Origin of the sequence: Pseudomonas khavaziana (assembly GCF_036704165.1) — a bacterium.
Taxonomy (GTDB): Bacteria; Pseudomonadota; Gammaproteobacteria; order Pseudomonadales; family Pseudomonadaceae; genus Aquipseudomonas; species Aquipseudomonas khavaziana.
In genome coordinates, this window is record NZ_CP129946.1 from 4753141 (window position 1) to 4770854 (window position 17714).

The following is a 17714-nucleotide window of genomic DNA, read 5'->3' on the forward strand; positions in this document are numbered from 1 at the left end:
TTGGCTGACCTACCGCTATCGGGGGCAAGCCCCCTCCCACATTTGATCGCATCCACTCAGTATCATTTACAACACGCGCCAGTGCCCATAGGCATCTGGCGTTTTTTCATGGCCTGGATTTGTGTAAAAACCCTGCTGTACTCAGTGCAGTGCCCAGATGGGCGCTGAAGTAAATCTGCAGGGAGCATCACTGATTTACTGATTCGGTAGAGCTATCTATCAAGGACGTGGCACATGTCTTTGTTCAAACGTTCAATCACAGAGGGGCTGGGTACGTTTTGGCTGGTGTTGGGCGGCTGCGGGAGTGCGGTGCTGGCCGCAGCGTTTCCCAATGTCGGAATCGGCCTGCTCGGTGTGGCCCTGGCGTTCGGGCTCACAGTGCTGACCATGGCATTTGCCATCGGGCACATCAGCGGCTGCCACCTTAACCCGGCCGTTTCGGTGGGTCTGGTGGTAGGCGGACGATTCCCAGCCAAGGAGTTGCCGGCCTATATCGTGTCCCAGGTAATCGGCGGCACCCTCGCCGCCGCTCTGCTGTACTTCATCGCCAGCGGCAAACCGGGGTTCGAACTGGCCTCCGGGCTGGCAAGCAATGGGTATGGCGAGCATTCACCGGGCGGGTATTCAATGGCGGCAGGGCTGGTCTGCGAGCTGGTGATGACAGCGATGTTCGTGCTGATCATCCTTGGAGCCACCGACCGCCGTGCCCCGGCAGGCCTCGCGCCTATCGCCATTGGCCTGGCGCTGACGCTGATCCACCTGATCTCGATCCCGGTCACCAACACGTCGGTCAACCCAGCCCGCAGCACGGGGCCTGCCTTGATTGTCGGCGGTTGGGCACTCCAGCAGTTATGGTTGTTCTGGCTCGCGCCGATCCTCGGCGCGGTGATCGGCGGTATTACCTACCGATGGTTGGGTGAAGAAAAACCCGCTTGACCCAATCCCTGTAGGAGCGAGCTTGCTCGCGAAAAATGCCAACGATGACGCAGTGCTGACAGCTGTAATCCCGCGTCGTCTGCATGTTCTTCGCGAGCAAGCTCGCTCCTACAGGGTGTTTTACTGACTTCAATTGAATGCGCTTCAACCTTGGTGGGCTTGCATATACTGACGCAACAATTGATTAATACGTGTCTGATATCCGGTGCCTTGGCCTTTGAACCACTCGAGAACGTCGGCATCCAGTCGAATAGTCACCGCCTGCTTCACCGGGACACGAAGCTCGGCACGCCGGAAAAATTCGGCGTCCAGCTCGGGGATATCACTGGTATCGATTTCTTCTTCATTCATCTTGGCCAAGCGCTCCCAATCAGTTTTCGATGTTTGCGTCATAGTATTTGGCCTCCTTCTTGGTTGCTTTTCGGGCGGAGATGATACGGATCACATCACCACGCCGCTCGGTATATACGACCACACCCACTAACAGTTTGATCCAGCCAATACTGATCCAACGCTCTTCGCCATAATCCGCCCGATCATCGCGCAAGGCCAGCATTGGGTGTCTAAAAATATCAGGGACGTCGTTAAAATCGATGCCGTGCTTAGAAATATTGGCTTTGTTCTTGGCTTCATCCCACTCAAAATGCATGGCACATCCTGTATGTACTTTTGTACATACAGAATAGCGATTTGACCGTTCACCTGCAGTACTGCCAGACCGATGGTTCAGCCCTGCCGATAAGGCAGGGCTGCCCTCGCCTCTTCGGCATACGCCAGGATGCCCACCCGTTCACGCTCAAGAAAGTCCGCTACGGCACTCTTGAGCCCCGGATGACGCAGGTAGTGCCATGAGCGTGTAATCACCGGCTCAAACCCGCGAATCAATTTGTGCTCGCCCTGGGCACCGGCGTCGAAGCGTTGCAGGCCGTGGGCGATGGCGTAGTCCATGCCCTGGTAGAAACAGGTTTCGAAGTGCAGTCGGTCGAATTCCGCCAGGCAGCCCCAGTAGCGGCCGTAGAAGCTGTCGCCACCGATCAGGCTGAAGGCCATGGCCACCGGGCGCGAGCTTTGCTTGGCCAGTACCACTCGAATAGCCTCGGGCATGCGTTCGGCCAGCAGGCTGAAAAACGCGCGGGTCAGGTAGGGCGATTGGCGGCGGACTGCATAAGTATTGGCATAGCAGGCATAGACGAAATCCCATTGAGCTTCGCTCAGTTCATGGCCCTGCAGCCACTCGAATTCGATGCCCTGCCCCGCCACTTGCTCGCGCTCCTTGCGCATCTGCTTGCGCTTGCGTGAACTCAAGGCATCGAGAAAATCCTGGAAGTCGCGGTAGCCGCGGTTCTGCCAATGAAACTGGCAACCCAGGCGTTGCATCCAGCCCGGCTGCCGGGCCAAGGCCTCATCGGCCAAGGCGTCAGTGAAATTGATATGGGCGCTGGACAGCCCTTCGATCTCCAGGTAGCCCGGCAGACTTTTGAGCAACTCGAAGCCGTCCCCGGCATTGGCGGCCAAAACGCGTGGGCCGCTGACGGGACTGAACGGCACCGCCGTCAGCAGCTTGGGGTAGTAGTCGATACCCGCGCGCTCACAGGCATCGGCCCAGCCATGGTCGAACACATACTCGCCATAGGAATGCCATTTGCGATAGCTCGGCAGCGCCGCCACCAGGCGCTGCCCTTCCCAGTGCAGCAGATGCTCAGGCTGCCAGCCCGATTGCGGCCCCAGGCTGGCGCTGTCCTCCAGCGCGCTCAAGAACCCATGCCGTACAAACGGCTGCGCCTGCGGCACCAGGGCGTCCCAGACCTCAGGGGCGATTTCGGACAGGCTGTCCAGGCGTTGCAACGGCATCGGCATCCTCACTGATTCTTGGCGTTAAAGCCTGGCGAGTATCGCTTATCGCAACCCCGTGCACACCTTGAAAACACGCTGACAGACTTGGAAATAAATAGTTCCAGTCTCACCCCATTTGTCATCTAGATGAAATCACTTAGCCACTACTCCGTCATAAACGGTCGCGATACTGACGCCAGTTTTTAGAGCGCCTGGGTCTACCGGGCGACATTTTTTCCGTCCGTCATTGGTCGGTTGTGTCCTGGATGGTTTGCCATCCCTCCTCACTTTCGGAGATTGATATGCGTCTTGCTTCCACTAAAACTGCGGCGGTCCTGTGTGGCGGCCTGTTGCTGGCCCTGAGTCTACCGGCCAGCGCTGCAGTCGACGCTAAATTGCTCGACATGCTCAAGGCCAACGGCCAGATCACTGCAGCGCAGTACAGCGAACTGCAAGCAGAGCTGGCCAGGGACCAGAAAGAACAGCAGATCGCACGGCAAGCTCAACAAGAGACCAACGAGCAGATCGCGGCCACCGCGAAAAAAACCAACGAGCTGAGCAGCTTCGATCAAAAATTGGCCTGGGCCGCCAAGACCCAGTTCAAGGGTGACGTACGCTTCCGCCAGGAAACCATCAAGATCGATGGCGAGCCCAACAACGGCGGGCGTGACAAGGACCGTCAACGTATCCGTGCCCGCCTGGGTGCCTACACCGAGATCAACCCACAGGTGGACACCGGCATCCGCATCGCCACCGGTGGCGGCGACGACGCGCGCTCGACCAACCAGGATCAGGATGGCTACTTCGATAAAAAATCGATCTGGCTGGACCTGGGCTACATCGACTACCACCCGGACCAGATCAAGAACCTGCACGTGATCGGCGGCAAGATGCTGCAGCCATGGGTGAGCATGGGCGACGTGATCTGGGATAGCGACATCAACCCGGAAGGCCTGGCCGTCACCTACAAATACCCACTGGGCAGCAGCGCCGAACTGTTCGGCAGCCTCGGTAACTACAATCTCAAGGACAACGTCGACGGCGACGGCGTGCAGTTCCGCCACGACCTGCGCCTGACATCCGGCCAGCTGGGTACGCGTTTCTCGGTCACCGACAACCTGAAAATGACCTTGGGCGGCAGCGTCTACGCCTACAAAAATGACGAGGACAGCCGCTGCACAACCACCACCACGCCTTGCGCGTTGGCGGTCAACGGCAACTCGGCCAACAACGAATTCCGCCTGTATGAAGGTTTTGCCCAGGCAGATATCGGCGGCCTGGCAGTGCCCCTGGCGTTCTACGGCCAGTACGTGAAGAACAACGATGCGGTGACCGACCAGGACACCGCGTGGTTGCTGGGTGCCAAGTCCAAGGTGTTCGGTTTCAACCTGGACTACAACTACCGCGACGTTCAACGTAATGCCGTCGTAGGCGCCTTCACCGATTCGGACTTCGCCAACGGCACCACCGGTTCGCGCGGCCATAAGATGAAGGTCAGCTACGACATCGACAAGAACTTTGCCCTCGGCGCCACCTACTTCCTGACCAAGGCTGACTTCGCCAGCCGCACTCAGCGGGATGCCAATACCAACACCTTGCAGTTGGATGCTGAAGCCAAGTTCTAACGCTTAACATGTAGGAGCGAGCTTGCTCGCGAAGAACGTCAACGATAACGCGGTATCCTGGATAAACGCGTTGCCTGTGGGTTCTTCGCGAGCAAGCTCGCTCCTACATGATGTCTTTACGCCTCTCGGCGGCCAGTTGTTCAGCCAGCGCATCAGCACCGTTCACCGGCTCCTGCGGCATACGCTTGAGCGTCGCCTGCATCAGGCGCATCTGACGGATAAAGCGCCGGCAGTTCGGGCAGAACATCAAGTGATGACGCACCATCAGACGTTCACGAAAGGTCAGTTGCCCATCGAGATAGTCGCTGGAGCGTGCTACTTGTTCTTTACAGGTCAACATTCGCCCGTTTCCTCAAAATGCTCCACAGTGGCGAAGACTTTAAGCCGTGCCCGATGCAACAGCACACGCACGTTGGAGAGCGAAAGGCTTAGAAGATTACAGATTTCTTCCAGTTCCAGGCCCTGGCGCTCACGTAACACCAGCACGGCGCTTTGCAATTGGGACAGACTCAGAATCGTATGCTCCAGGCATTTGCGCAATTCATCTTCGGTCAGCAACGCTTCCGGGGTGTCCTGGTGCCAGGCATACGGAGCGACCGCCCAATGGCCATCATCCGGGCTGAAGCGGTCATCACCAATGGTGCCGTGGGGCGAAGGCAAATCGTCGAGCAGCACTTCCCGGCGATTGTGTTTGTAACGGCCTTTGGCAGCGTTGGCGGTGATGGTCAGCAGCCAGGTCTTGAGGCTGGAGCGTCCTTCGAACTTGGCCAGGTTGCGCACCACCGAGAGCCAGGCGTCTTGCACGACTTCGTCGGCGTGGCGCTGGCCGACGATGGCATAGGCCACCGCTCGCATTGCACTCTGGTAAGTGGTGACCAATTCCTTATAGGCCCGCTGCTCTCCCTTGAGCAGGCGTTCAAGCAGGTGCGCGTCGTCCGCTGCTGCCATCGTTTACCTCGATATTGCCTTGGAAATACGGTCAATGTGGGAGCTGGCTTGCCTGCGATGCAGACAACTCGGTGATTCAGGCACACCGAGCCGATGCCTTCGCAGGCAAGCCAGCTCCCACATTTGACCGCGTCCGGCCGTGCAATCAGCGTTTACGCAGGATCACGCTGCCGATGGAATAGCCGGCGCCGAACGAGCTGAGCACCGCCACGGTGCCCTTGGGCAAGTCGTCCTGATAGGTGTGAAACGCAATCACCGAACCAGCGGAGCTGGTATTGGCATACGTATCGAGAATCACCGGCGCTTCTTCCACCGACGCCTCGCGCCCCAGCAGTTTCTTCACGATCAGATGGTTCATGCTCAGGTTGGCCTGGTGCAGCCAGAAGCGCTTCACATCGGTGACGTCCAACTGGTTTTCCGCCAGGTGGGCACCAATCAACTCGGCCACCATCGGGCAGACATCGCGGAAGACCTTGCGGCCTTCCTGCACGAACAGCTTGTCAGGGGCGCCGACACCCTCTTCCGCGGTGCGGTTGAGGAAGCCGAAGTTGTTGCGGATGTTATTCGAGAACTGGGTCAGCAGCTTGGTGCTCACCACCTCGAACTGGTGCTCGGACGTCGCCAGGTCAGCGCGCTCCAGGATCACCGCAGTGGCGGCATCACCAAAGATGAAGTGACTGTCGCGGTCACGGAAGTTCAGGTGGCCGGTGCAGACTTCCGGGTTGACCATCAGAATCGCCCGGGCCTGGCCCAACTGGATGCTGTTGGCCGCGTTCTGGATGCCGAAGGTGGCCGAGGAGCACGCCACGTTCATGTCGAAACCGAAGCCCTGGATACCCAAGGCTTCCTGGACTTCGATAGCAATCGCCGGGTAGGCGCGCTGCAGGTTGGAGCAGGCGACGATCACGCCGTCGATATCGGCGGCTGTCTTGCCGGCGCGTTGCAGGGCCTGCTCGGCGGCGCCGACGGCCATTTGGCAGAGCACCGACCATTCGTCGTTGCTGCGCTCGGGCAAGCGTGGGGCCATGCGCTGAGGATCGAGGATGCCGTCCTTGTCCATCACAAAACGGCTCTTGATACCGGACGCTTTCTCGATGAATGCCGCGCTCGACTCAGTCAGCGCTTGCACATCGCCACGCTCGATGGCGGCAGCGTTGTCTGCGTTGAACTGTTGTACGTAGGCATTGAAAGACTGCACCAGCTCTTCGTTGGAGATGCTGTTGGCCGGGGTATACAGGCCGGTGCCGCTGATGACGACGTTATGCACGGTCGTTCCTCTAAATCTGTCAGGCAGAAGATATTGGTACCGTCGTACCAAACTGTAAGTCGTTTGAGTCCATCAGGCAGGCATCAAACTGGCAATTCGTTATTCAATCTTGTGACCGCGAAGTTTGCCACAACCCCAAGGATTTGGCGCTATAGGCCACGCAAACACCAATTGTGGGAGGGGCAAGCCCTAATGCCTGTAGGAGCGAGCTTGCTCGCGAAAAACCCATAGGCGCCGCGTTTATTCAGGAAACACGCGTTATCGTTGACGTTTTTCGCGAGCAAGCTCGCTCCTACAGTTGGGTCTGTTCAGCTTCGGAATTAGGGCTCCACCTGGCTCCATTGCTTGCTCAAGCGCTTATCGGAAATCGGTACCTTGGTGCCCAACTGCTGGGCAAACAACGACACACGATATTCTTCCAGCCACCAGCGGTACAGCTCCAGCTGCGGGTCGCGCTTGCCTTCCTGGGTGTGTTTGTTCAGGCGATTCTGGTATTGCACCCACAGGCCGCCCAGTTCGCTGCTCCACACCCGGTCCTTCTGCACCTGGCTCGGCAGTTTTTCCAGGCGCAGCTCGATGGCCTTGAGGAAACGCGGCAGTTCCTTGAACCATTGCGCCGGGGTTTCGCGCACGAACCCCGGGTACACCAGGTTGGCCAGTTGCTGCTTGATATCGTTCAAGGCTACCGCCTGGGCCAGGTCGATCTTGCCTTTGAAGCGCTTTTGCAGGCCGTGCCACAGCTTCAGTACTTCCAGGGTCAGGCGCGCCAGGCGTTCGGCGTGTTCGGTCCAGCTGCCGCGCTTGCGTTCCGCCAAAGCCGCCAGGCCGGCGCCATCACGAGGCAGGCTGGCTTCGCCTTCCAGGACGCAGGTGTCGAGGCTGGCCAGCAGGATGTCTTCCACCAGCGCGTCGATACGCCCCAACTCGCGGTACATCAAGCCCAACTCGGTCAAGCCCGGCAATTTGCCGCGCAGGAATTTCGCCGGCTCGGCCAATTGCTGCATCAGCAGACGCTGCAACGCGCGGCGATGCTGGAACTCAGCCTCGGCGGCGGTCGAGAAACGGCCTTCCTTGACCGTACCGTTTTCTTCTACCAGCGCCGGGTACACCGTCATCGACAGCCCGGCGATGTTTTGCTGGGTCTTTTCGGCCACCGCCGCGAACACCTTGGCCTCCACCGGCTGCTGGCTTTTCGCGGTCTGCGGCACGGCCAGGGCGGCCTGGCTGGCTTCGGCAAACCGTGCGGTCAACTCGGCAAGGTCGCGGCCTTCGCCAAGGAACTTGCCCTGGCCGTCGACCACTTCCAGGTTCATTTTCAGGTGGCTTTCCACCTGTTGTGCCGCTTCGGCCCAGGCTTCATCGCTGACCCGCGCACCAGTCATGCGCAGCAGTTCGCGCCCCAGCGCCTGGGGCAGCGAGCCCTGGCCGAACTCGATACGTTGCAGTGCCGCCTTGACGAAGTCCGGCACCGGCACGAAGTTCTTGCGCAGCGCCTTGGGCAAGTTACGCACCAGGGCGATGCACTTGGCTTCGATCACGCCGGGCACCAACCACTCCAGGCGCTCGGCCGGCAAGGCCGGCAGCAACGGCGCCGGCACGCGCAGGGTGACGCCGTCGCGGGGGTGATTGGGTTCGAAGTGGTAACTCAAGGCCAGCGCCAGGTCGCCCAGGTGCAAGGTGTCCGGATAATGCGCGGCGGTGACTTCGCTGGCCTCACGGGCCAGCACGTCTTCTTCGCGCATGATCAGCAATTGCGGATCTTTCTGGCTGTTGACCTTGTACCAGCTGTCAAAGGTGGCCGTCTGGTGGATCTCCGCCGGCAGGCGCGCGTCGTAGAAGGCGTAGAGGGTTTCTTCGTCGGCCAGGATGTCGCGACGGCGGGCCTTGGCTTCCAGTTCGTCGAGTTGCTCCAGCAGGCGCTGGTTGGCTGCCAGGCACTTGGCCCGGGACTGAATCTCACCGCGTACCAAGCCTTCCCGGATAAACAACTCGCGGGACACCACCGGGTCAATTGGCCCGTAATGCACCGGCCGACGCCCGACTATGATCAACCCGAACAGCGTGATCTGCTCAAATGCCACCACCTGGCCGCGCTTCTTCTCCCAATGGGGCTCGAAATGGTTTTTCTTGATCAGGTGCCCGGCCAGCGGTTCGATCCAGTCGGCGTCGATCTTCGCCACCATGCGCGCATAGAGCTTGGTGGTTTCCACCAGCTCGGCAGTCATCAGCCATTGCGGGCGCTTCTTGCCGATACCGGACGAGGGGTGGATCCAGAAACGCCGCTGCCGCGCACCGAGGTAATCGCCGTCTTCGGTCTTCTGGCCGATCTGGCTGAGCAGGCCGGACAGCACCGCCTTGTGCAGCTTGGGAAAGTCCGCCGGTTCTTTATTGACGCTCAACTGCATGTCGCGGCAGATCAGGCTCAACTGGCGATGGGAATCGCGCCACTCGCGCAGGCGCAGGTAGTTGAGGAAGTTCTTGCGACACCAGTTGCGCAGCGGGCTGGCGGTCAATTCCTGGCGTTGCTCTTCAAAGCCACGCCACAGGTTGACCAAACCGGCGAAGTCCGAGTCCGGATCTTTCCACTGCGCATGGGCCTGGTCGGCGGCTTGCTGACGTTCTGGTGGGCGCTCGCGGGGATCCTGGATCGACATGGCGCTGGCGACGATCAACACTTCCTGCAAACTGCCGAGCTTGGCCGCTTCCAGCAACATGCGACCCATGCGCGGGTCCACCGGCAAGCGGGCGAGCTGGCGGCCCAGCGGTGTGAGCTGGCTGTTGCGGTCCACCGCCGAGAGTTCTTGCAGCAGGTTGAAACCGTCACTGATCGCCTTGCCATCCGGCGGTTCGATAAACGGGAAATCGGTGATCTCGCCCAGGCGCAGGTGCAGCATTTGCAGGATCACCGCGGCGAGGTTGGTGCGCAGGATTTCCGGGTCGGTAAATTCCGGGCGGCCGATAAAGTCCTCTTCGCTGTACAAGCGAATGCAAATGCCCGGCTCGACCCGGCCACAGCGCCCCTTACGCTGGTTGGCGCTGGCCTGGGAGATCGCCTCGATGGGCAGGCGCTGCACTTTGGCGCGATAACTGTAGCGACTGATGCGTGCCGTGCCGCTGTCGATCACGTAGCGAATGCCCGGCACGGTCAGGGAGGTTTCTGCGACGTTGGTCGCGAGCACCACGCGCCGCCCTGGGTGGGACTGGAAAATGCGCTGCTGCTCGGCCGGTGACAGGCGCGCATACAGCGGCAGGATCTCGGTGTGCTTGAGCTGGGCTTTGCGCAGCATGTCGGCCGCGTCGCGGATCTCACGCTCGCCGGGCAAAAACACCAGCACGTCGCCGGGGCTGCGTCGCTCGCTGCGCTCATAGGCGGCGATTTCATCGAGGGTGGCGAGGATCGCCTGGTCGACGGTCAGGTCGTCCTCGACACGGTTGCCCTCTTCGTCCTGCTCCAGGGTCAGCGGGCGATACCAGGTGTCCACCGGGAAGGTGCGGCCCGACACCTCGACAATCGGCGCGTCGTCGAAGTGCTTGGAAAAGCGCTCCAGGTCGATGGTCGCCGAGGTGATGATGACTTTCAGGTCAGGGCGACGCGGCAATAGGGTCTTGAGGTAGCCGAGCAGGAAGTCGATGTTCAGGCTGCGTTCGTGGGCTTCGTCGACGATGATCGTGTCGTAGCGCTCGAGGTAACGGTCGTTCTGGGTCTCGGCCAGCAGGATGCCGTCGGTCATCAGCTTGACCAGGGTGTTGGCATCGCTCTGGTCTTCGAAGCGCACCTGATAGCCGACCAACGCGCCCAATGGCGTGGCCAACTCTTCTGCTACACGGCTGGCGACACTGCGCGCCGCAATCCTGCGCGGCTGGGTGTGGCCGATCAGGCCGTATTGGCCGCGGCCGATTTCCAGGCAGATCTTCGGCAACTGAGTGGTCTTGCCCGAACCGGTCTCGCCGGCAATGATCAGTACCTGGTGCTTGAGCAGCGCGTCCTTGATCTCATCGCGCTTGGCGGCAATCGGCAGGCTGTCGTCATAGCGAATCACCGGCAGGCTGGCGCGCCGTGCCGTGACCTGGGCACAGGACGCTTGCATGCGCGCCACCCACTGCGCCAGCTTGTCCTCATCGGGCTTCTTGCGCAGCTCGAGCAACTGCCGACGCAAGCGGTGGCGGTCGGCGAGCATGGCGTGATCGAGGGTTTTGAGCAGTTGGTCGATGGTGGGTGCTTGGTCAGTCATCAGCTACTTCGACGGTCATCTATGTTATACGCGGCCGGCAAGTGTGGCAGAAAAGCGACTCATCTGGCAGGTCAAACATGTGGGAGAGGGCTTGCTCCCGATGACGGCGGGTAAGTTAATGAAGGTGTTGACTGATTCACCGCCATCGGAGCAAGCCCCCTCCCTCACCGGGATGCGTTAAAGCGGGTCCTTTCTGCGATAGGGGAACACATCGATGACCTTGCCGGCACGAATTGCGTCCTGCAGGCCCTTCCAGTAATCGGCGTTGTACAACTCGCCATGCAGCTCGTCGAACAGCTTGCGCTGGCCGGCGTCGGCAAACAGGAACGGTGGGAATTCCTCGGGAAACACGTCCAGCGGGCCGATGGAGTACCAGGGCTCGGAGGCCATTTCATCCTCGGGGGTGCGCGGCGCGGGGATATGCCGGAAGTTGGCTTCGGTAAGGAAACAGATTTCGTCATAGTCGTAGAACACCACGCGGCCGTGACGGGTGACGCCGAAGTTTTTCAGCAGCATGTCGCCGGGGAAGATATTCGCCGCTGCCAGTTGCTTGATCGCCAGGCCGTAGTCTTCCAGGGCTTCGCGTACCTGGGCGGGGTTGGCGTTGTCGAGGTAGAGGTTGAGCGGGGTCATGCGCCGCTCGGTCCAGCAGTGGCGGATAAGTACCGTGTCGCCTTCGACCTGGACCGTGCCGGCAGCGACTTCCAGCAGCTCGGCCAGGCACTCTGGCTCGAACTTGCCCAGGGGGAAGCGAAAGTCGGCGAACTCCTGGGTGTCGGCCATGCGCCCCACCCGGTCGACACTCTTAACCAGGCGATACTTCTCGATCACCGTGGCGCGGTTGACGTTTTTTGACGGCGAAAAGCGGTCCTTGATGATCTTGAATACGGTGTTGAAGCCCGGCAGCGTAAACACGCTCATGACCATGCCGCGCACGCCGGGGGCCATGATGAACTGGTCATCGGTGGTGGCCAGGTGGTTGATCAGCGCACGGTAGAACTCGGATTTGCCGTGTTTGTAGAAGCCGATCGAAGTGTATAGCTCGGCAATGTGCTTGCCCGGCAGGATGCGCTTGAGAAAGCCGATGAATTCGGCGGGCACCGGTACATCGACCATGAAATAGGAACGGGTGAACGAGAAAATGATCGACACGTCGGCTTCGTCGGTAATCAGCGCATCGATCTGGATGCCACGGCCTTCGCGGTGCAGCAGCGGAATGACCAGGGGCCATTGTTCGTCACGTGTGTAGATGCGCCCTACCAGGTAGGCACCTTTGTTGCGGTAGAGCACCGAGGAAAACAACTCGACGTTGAGGTCCGGGTCTTTGCATACCCAATCCGGCAGGTTTTCCCGCAGTTGGGCTTCGAGGCGTTGCAGGTCTGCCGGCAGGTCGGCGTAGGGCTCGCTGAAACTGTAGTCAGCAAACACCTGCGCGAGCATCTGCGCAATATTACCGGTTGGCGTGTAGATCCGGGTTTGCGCCGCCCTTGCACGGCGCTGGCTTGGCCGAGTGGTGTGGATGAACATGCAGCGGTCGCTGATCAGGTCATGGCTGAACAGGCCGCAGAAGATCGAGTTGTACCAGGTCTCGGACAGTTCATCGTCAAAGCGCAGGTCGATCAGGTCGATATAGGCGCTTTTCACCTGGGGCCACAGGTCGATGTCCAGCAGCGCGGCCGCTTCGGTGCTGGCTCGCAGGCGCGTGGTGACCTCGGCGACTTTCTCTTCATAGAGGTTGATACGCGCCGCCGAGGCGGCCTGCCCCTGCTGCCACTGCGCCTTCTCGAAACGTTCGCGGGCGCCATCGGTGATCAGGCGAAAGTGCTCACGGTAATCATCAAAACCGTCGAGGATCATCCGGGCGATAGCGAGGGCGGGCTGCGACATGCGGGAAACCTCGAGCGGGTAGCTGGAAGCCCAGAGCTTAGCCAGTGAACGGTGGCAGGAGAAGGAAGATTTTTCATGGGCCGCGGTACTTAGAGATTGTGTCGACCAAGACGCTGGGCAACACTCCCCGCCTGATTGGCGTAGGAGTTTTCCGTGAGACCTGTTGATACCTTCTACTTGCTGGGACTGGCGGCCATCTGGGGCGCGAGTTTCCTGTTCATGCGCATCATCGCGCCGGAAATCGGCACCGTGCCGACTGCATTTTTCCGCGTGTCGATTGCTGCCGCGGGGTTGTTGGTGATCCTGGCGATGATGCGCGTGAGCTGGGATTTCCAGGGCAAGTTCAAGACGGTACTGCTGCTGGGCGTAATCAACTCAGGGATCCCGGCGACCATGTACTCGGTGGCGGCCCAGGTATTGCCGGCGGGTTATTCGGCGATCTTCAATGCCACCACGCCGCTGATGGGCGTGCTGATTGGCGGGGTGTTCTTCAGCGAACGCCTGACACCGTCGAAAGTCGCGGGGGTAGCCCTGGGGCTGCTTGGCGTAGCCGTGCTCACGCGTGCGGGGCCGGTGGCCTTTGATCTGCAATTGTTGATGGGCGCACTGGCGTGCCTGCTGGCGACCACCTGCTATGGCTTTGCCGGTTTTCTGGCGCGGCGCTGGCTGGATCAGCGCGGCGGGTTGGACAGTCGCCTGTCGGCCCTGGGCAGCATGCTGGGCGCTACATTGTTCCTGCTGCCGTTTTTTGCCTACAGCGCCATCAGCCAGCCACCGGCGAGCTGGGGCGGCTGGCAGGTATGGGCGTCGTTGCTGGGGTTGGGGCTGGTGTGCACGGCGTTTGCCTACATCCTGTACTTCCGCTTGCTGTCATCGATTGGCCCGGTCAAGTCGATGACTGTAACCTTTATGATCCCGCCATTCGGCGTGCTCTGGGGCGCGTTGCTGCTGGATGAGCCGTTGTCCATGGCCCATCTGTATGGCGGTGTGTTGATTGCAGGCGCGTTGTGGTTGGTGCTGCGCCCGGCCAAATTACACCCCCAAAGGTAGGAGCGAGCTTGCTCGCGAAAAACCTGAGAGCACTCTGTTCATTCAGGATGCCCTCGTAATCGTTGACGTTCTTCGCGAGCAAGCTCGCTCCTACAGGGCTGGGTTTCAGTTTTTACGGAATACAAAGACCAAACCGACGATGATCAACAGCATCCCCAGCAGGCTCAACAGCGCCAGCCGATTGCCGAAGATCAAGTAGTCCATCACCGCCGTCACCGCCGGCACCAGGTAGAACAGGCTGGTGACATTCACCAGGTTGCCCCGGGCGATCAGGCGGTACAGCAACAGCGTTGCCAGCACTGATACCACCAACCCCATCCACAGCACCGGCAGGTAAAAGCTCGCATTGTGCTCGAAATGGAAGGGCTGGAATGGCACGAACACCGCGCATAACAACAGCCCGGCCAGGTATTGCAGCGGCAACGTGCCCAACGGATTGTCGGTAATGCGCTTTTGCATGATCGAGCCCAACGTCATGCTCGCCAGCGCCAGCAGCCCGAACAGCATGCCGGCCAGGGACATGCCTGCCAGCCCGATACCCTGGTACACCACCATGATCAACCCGGCCAGGCCCAACCCCAGGCCGAACAACCGGCGCCAGGAGCGCTGGCGTTCGACCAGCACCACGGTGAGGATCGGCTGCACGCCCATGATGGTCGCCATCACCCCAGGCGTGACTTTGAGATCCAGGGCCAGCAGATAAAAAATCTGATAGGCCCCCAGCAGCACCAGGCCCGTCGACACCGCATACAGCATGGGCTTGCCGGGACGTGGCAGCTGCAACTTGAGGATTGGCACCAGCACCACCAGCCCGACCAGGGCGATGGCAAACCGGATCAGCAAAAAGGCAAAGGGGGAAGCATGAGCCAGGCCCAGCTTGGAGAAAATCGCCCCGCTGCTCCACAGCAGCACAAACAGGCTTGTCGAGGCCGCCGCGGCCACGGATTGTTTCGAAAGAACAGACATGAGTTACCACCTGTGATCAGGCAAAAAAGCCGACTCGGTAAATACCGAATTTCAGTAGGTTTTTTCAGGTAGGCACAGGGCTACAGCGAACAGCTGATCAGCCCGAAATGCCAACACCCGGCGGTGATACGACTGCGTACACCGGCGTGCTACTGACAGGTGGGGGGTAGTGACTGATCTGCGCAGGCTGCTTGGCGCCGCACGGCACGACCACAGCGTTGACCGCTGAATCGACTACCGCTATGCGCTGGGAAGCTGGCATGTGCTGATCTTTTTGAAGGGATAAAGACGCGTCGACTATAACCACCCGCAAACTTACTTGGCAATCCTTTCCCTACAGCCTTTTTGCGTGGAGGAGTTTTCATGCCGTCGGACCAGGCCGCTCGCTATAATGCCGCCCAGTTTTTTCCAAGGATTTCACATGATTGCCCTGCCCTGGCTGTACCTCACGCTGCTTTCCATTGGCTATGTCGTGGCCTTGCTCTACGGCCAACTGGGCCTGCTGGCAGCGGTGTCCGTGGCGCTGCTGCTGGTGGCCGGTTATGCCGTACGCCAGCAACGCAACCCTTGGGCCCGCTACCTGGGCCACGGGTTGTTCATCGTCCTGGCCCTGGGCCTGGCGATGCACTGGCTCCCGGGTTTCTACAACGGTCGGGGCATCGCACCCCAGCGTTTTACCCCTGACGCCGTGCCCTTCTCGATGTACCTGAACCAGGACAAACCGCTGATCGGCTTCTGGCTGCTATTGGCCTGCCCATGGATTGTGGCGCGGCGGTCATTGCGCCTGTCGATCTGCATCACGGCCATGGCCCTGACCCTGACCGCCATCGCCGCCCTGGGTGGCGCCGCCCTGCTGGGCATGATCAGCTGGGCACCGAAGTGGCCGGACCAGGCGTGGCTGTGGGTATTGAATAACCTGCTGCTGGTGACGCTGGTTGAAGAGGCGCTGTTCCGTGGCTATATCCAGGGCGGCCTGGGTCAGCGCTTCAAGCACCTGCCCTACGGCGAGAACCTCGCGCTGCTGCTGGCCTCGTTGTTATTCGGGCTGGTACACCTGGGCGCCGGTTGGCAGTGGGTGCTGCTGGCGAGTATTGCCGGCGTCGGCTACGGCCTGGCGTATCGCTTCGGCGGGTTGGGCGCGGCGATTGCCACGCACTTTGGCTTGAATCTGCTTCACTTCGGGCTGTTTACGTATCCGATGCTGGCCGGCTGAGCGTAAACCCGCTCGTCCGGATTGTTGCAAAAATAAGTTAAATAAATGCCCGCCATGGCCGATAACCCCTGAAAGCCTTGCGGATTGAACAATCATGCGTAATAACCAACCCGTTACCCAGCGCGAACGTACCTTCCCCGCTCAGCAACGGTTGATCTCCACCACAGATGCCAAGGGTGTCATTACCTACTGCAACGATGCGTTTGTCGAAATCAGTGGGTTCACCCGCGACGAGCTGACCCGGGCGCCGCACAACCTGGTGCGTCACCCGGATGTGCCGTCGGCGGTGTTCGCGCACATGTGGTCAACGCTCAAACAAGGCTTGCCATGGATGGGCATTGTCAAGAATCGCTGCAAGACCGGTGACCACTACTGGGTTAACGCCTATGTGACACCGGTCTTCGACGGCAACCAGGTGGTCGGCTACGAATCGGTGCGCATCAAGCCCACCGCCGAGCAGATCCGCCGGGCCGAAGCGCTCTACCAACGTATCAACCAAGGCAAGTCGGCCATTCCCCAGCGGGACAAGTGGCTGCCGGTGCTGCAGGACTGGCTGCCGTTTATCCTGGTCAGCCAATTGAGCTTCATGATCGGCGCCACCCTTACGTCCCAATGGGGCTTCGCCTTGGCGGCGGCGCTGTCGGTGCCGTTGGGCCTGCTGGGCCTGAGCTGGCAGCAGCGCGGCCTCAAGCGTTTGCTGCGCCTGGCCGAGCAGACTACCTCCGACCCGTTGATCGCACAGATGTACACCGACAGCCGTGGCGCCCAGGCGCGCCTGGAGATGTCGATCCTCAGCCAGGAAGCACGTCTGAAGACCTGTCTTACGCGCTTGCAGGACACCGCCGAACACCTCAACGACCAGGCGGCACGCTCCAACACCCTGGCGCACAACAGCTCCAGTGGCCTGGAACGCCAGCGTGTGGAGACCGAACAGGTCGCCACTGCGGTCAACCAGATGGCCGCGACCACCCAGGAAGTTGCCAGCCATGTGCAGCGCACCGCCGACGCTACCCAGGAAGCCAACCGCCTGACCGGGCGCGGTCGCGATATCGCCGGGGAAACCCGCGAAGCGATCCAGCGGCTGTCGGCGGCCGTGGGCGAGACTGGGGTAACCGTCACCCAATTGGCCAAGGACAGCGATGAGATCGGCGGCGTGGTCGATGTGATCAAAGGCATCGCCGACCAGACCAACCTGCTGGCTCTCAACGCCGCCATCGAAGCGGCGCGTGCCGGTGAGATGGGCCGTGGTTTTGCCGTCGTGGCTGACGAAGTGCGCCAGTTGGCCCAGCGGACAGCAGAGTCCACCGGGCAGATCCATACCCTGATCGCCAAGCTGCAACACACCGCGGCTGCGGCCGTGCAAACCATGGACGCCGGGCATCGCCAGGCTGAAGAAGGTGTGGCGCGGGTGATGGAAGCGGACCAGGCGTTGGTGGGCATCAGCGAAGCGGTGGCGAATATCACCGACATGACCACCCAGATTGCCGCCGCCACCGAAGAGCAAAGCTCAGTGGCCGAAGAGATCAGCCGTAATATCAGCACCATTGCGCTGTTGGCCGATCAGACGTCGGAGCAGGCGATGAACTCGGCGCAGTTGAGTGAAGAGCTGACGCATACCGCCAATACCCAGTATTCGCTGGTAGAGCGCTTCAACCGGTAGACCACTGTGGCGAGGGAGCTTGCTCCCGGTGGAGTGCGAAGCGCTCCCAAGACTTTTGGGGCCGCTGCGCAGCCCAGCGGGAGCAAGCTCCCTCGCC

The 17714-nt window shown here is 60.5% G+C and carries 14 protein-coding genes; 5 read left to right on the forward strand and 9 right to left on the reverse strand.

The features are described from left to right. The first annotated feature begins 234 nt into the window (after positions 1–234). Complete coding sequence (aqpZ, locus tag QYQ93_RS21135) at positions 235–936, forward strand: aquaporin Z (RefSeq protein ID WP_043048969.1); 702 nt, start codon at positions 235–237, stop codon at positions 934–936. A gap of 144 nt (positions 937–1080) precedes the next feature. Here the strand turns inward: aqpZ and QYQ93_RS21140 are convergent, their stop codons facing one another. From QYQ93_RS21140 to QYQ93_RS21150, 3 genes are all read right to left on the reverse strand, one after another. Next, positions 1081–1329, reverse strand: a complete 249-nt coding sequence (locus tag QYQ93_RS21140; protein WP_043048970.1) for a BrnA antitoxin family protein — start codon at positions 1327–1329, stop codon at positions 1081–1083. Then, complete coding sequence (locus tag QYQ93_RS21145) at positions 1307–1585, reverse strand: BrnT family toxin (protein WP_338475410.1); 279 nt, start codon at positions 1583–1585, stop codon at positions 1307–1309. Before QYQ93_RS21145 ends, QYQ93_RS21140 begins: the two co-directional genes overlap by 23 nt. 77 nt (positions 1586–1662) lie before the next feature. After that, positions 1663–2787: a GNAT family N-acetyltransferase gene (locus QYQ93_RS21150; RefSeq protein WP_043049011.1), complete on the reverse strand. Its 1125-nt coding sequence runs from the start codon at positions 2785–2787 to the stop codon at positions 1663–1665. A gap of 284 nt (positions 2788–3071) precedes the next feature. Between QYQ93_RS21150 and QYQ93_RS21155 the strand changes: the two genes are divergently transcribed. Continuing rightward, entirely contained in the window at positions 3072–4394 is a 1323-nt protein-coding gene (locus QYQ93_RS21155) for a putative porin (RefSeq protein ID WP_217883177.1), read from the forward strand. Positions 4395–4497: 103 nt separating this feature from the next. Here the strand turns inward: QYQ93_RS21155 and QYQ93_RS21160 are convergent, their stop codons facing one another. The 5 genes from QYQ93_RS21160 to aceK form a co-directional block, all read right to left on the reverse strand. Beyond that, the gene (locus QYQ93_RS21160) at positions 4498–4734 is read right to left on the reverse strand and encodes a zf-HC2 domain-containing protein (protein ID WP_338475411.1); all 237 of its coding nucleotides are present in this window, start codon (positions 4732–4734) and stop codon (positions 4498–4500) included. Then, positions 4728–5342, reverse strand: coding sequence for an RNA polymerase sigma factor (locus QYQ93_RS21165; protein WP_043048978.1), 615 nt, complete (start codon positions 5340–5342; stop codon positions 4728–4730). The genes QYQ93_RS21160 and QYQ93_RS21165 overlap by 7 nt, the downstream gene beginning before the upstream one ends. Before the next feature lie 145 nt (positions 5343–5487). Continuing rightward, positions 5488–6609: a beta-ketoacyl-ACP synthase III gene (locus tag QYQ93_RS21170; RefSeq protein ID WP_338475412.1), complete on the reverse strand. Its 1122-nt coding sequence runs from the start codon at positions 6607–6609 to the stop codon at positions 5488–5490. 320 nt (positions 6610–6929) lie between these two features. Continuing rightward, a complete protein-coding gene (hrpA, locus tag QYQ93_RS21175) occupies positions 6930–10841 on the reverse strand; it encodes an ATP-dependent RNA helicase HrpA (protein WP_338475413.1) in 3912 nt (1303 codons plus the stop codon). Between the two features lie 177 nt (positions 10842–11018). Continuing rightward, positions 11019–12728 carry a bifunctional isocitrate dehydrogenase kinase/phosphatase gene (gene aceK / locus QYQ93_RS21180; protein WP_217883181.1) on the reverse strand — a complete coding sequence of 570 codons (1710 nt, stop codon included), beginning with the start codon at positions 12726–12728 and terminating at the stop codon, positions 11019–11021. 153 nt (positions 12729–12881) lie between these two features. Between aceK and QYQ93_RS21185 the strand changes: the two genes are divergently transcribed. Then, positions 12882–13778: a DMT family transporter gene (locus QYQ93_RS21185; RefSeq protein WP_043048983.1), complete on the forward strand. Its 897-nt coding sequence runs from the start codon at positions 12882–12884 to the stop codon at positions 13776–13778. A gap of 105 nt (positions 13779–13883) precedes the next feature. Here QYQ93_RS21185 and QYQ93_RS21195 read toward each other — a convergent pair whose 3' ends face one another. Beyond that, entirely contained in the window at positions 13884–14744 is an 861-nt protein-coding gene (locus QYQ93_RS21195) for a DMT family transporter (RefSeq protein ID WP_338475414.1), read from the reverse strand. 421 nt (positions 14745–15165) lie between these two features. Between QYQ93_RS21195 and QYQ93_RS21200 the strand changes: the two genes are divergently transcribed. Further along, positions 15166–15957: a CPBP family intramembrane glutamic endopeptidase gene (locus QYQ93_RS21200; protein WP_338475415.1), complete on the forward strand. Its 792-nt coding sequence runs from the start codon at positions 15166–15168 to the stop codon at positions 15955–15957. 94 nt (positions 15958–16051) lie between these two features. Then, positions 16052–17617: a methyl-accepting chemotaxis protein gene (locus QYQ93_RS21205; protein WP_043048987.1), complete on the forward strand. Its 1566-nt coding sequence runs from the start codon at positions 16052–16054 to the stop codon at positions 17615–17617. Positions 17618–17714 lie beyond the last annotated feature (97 nt).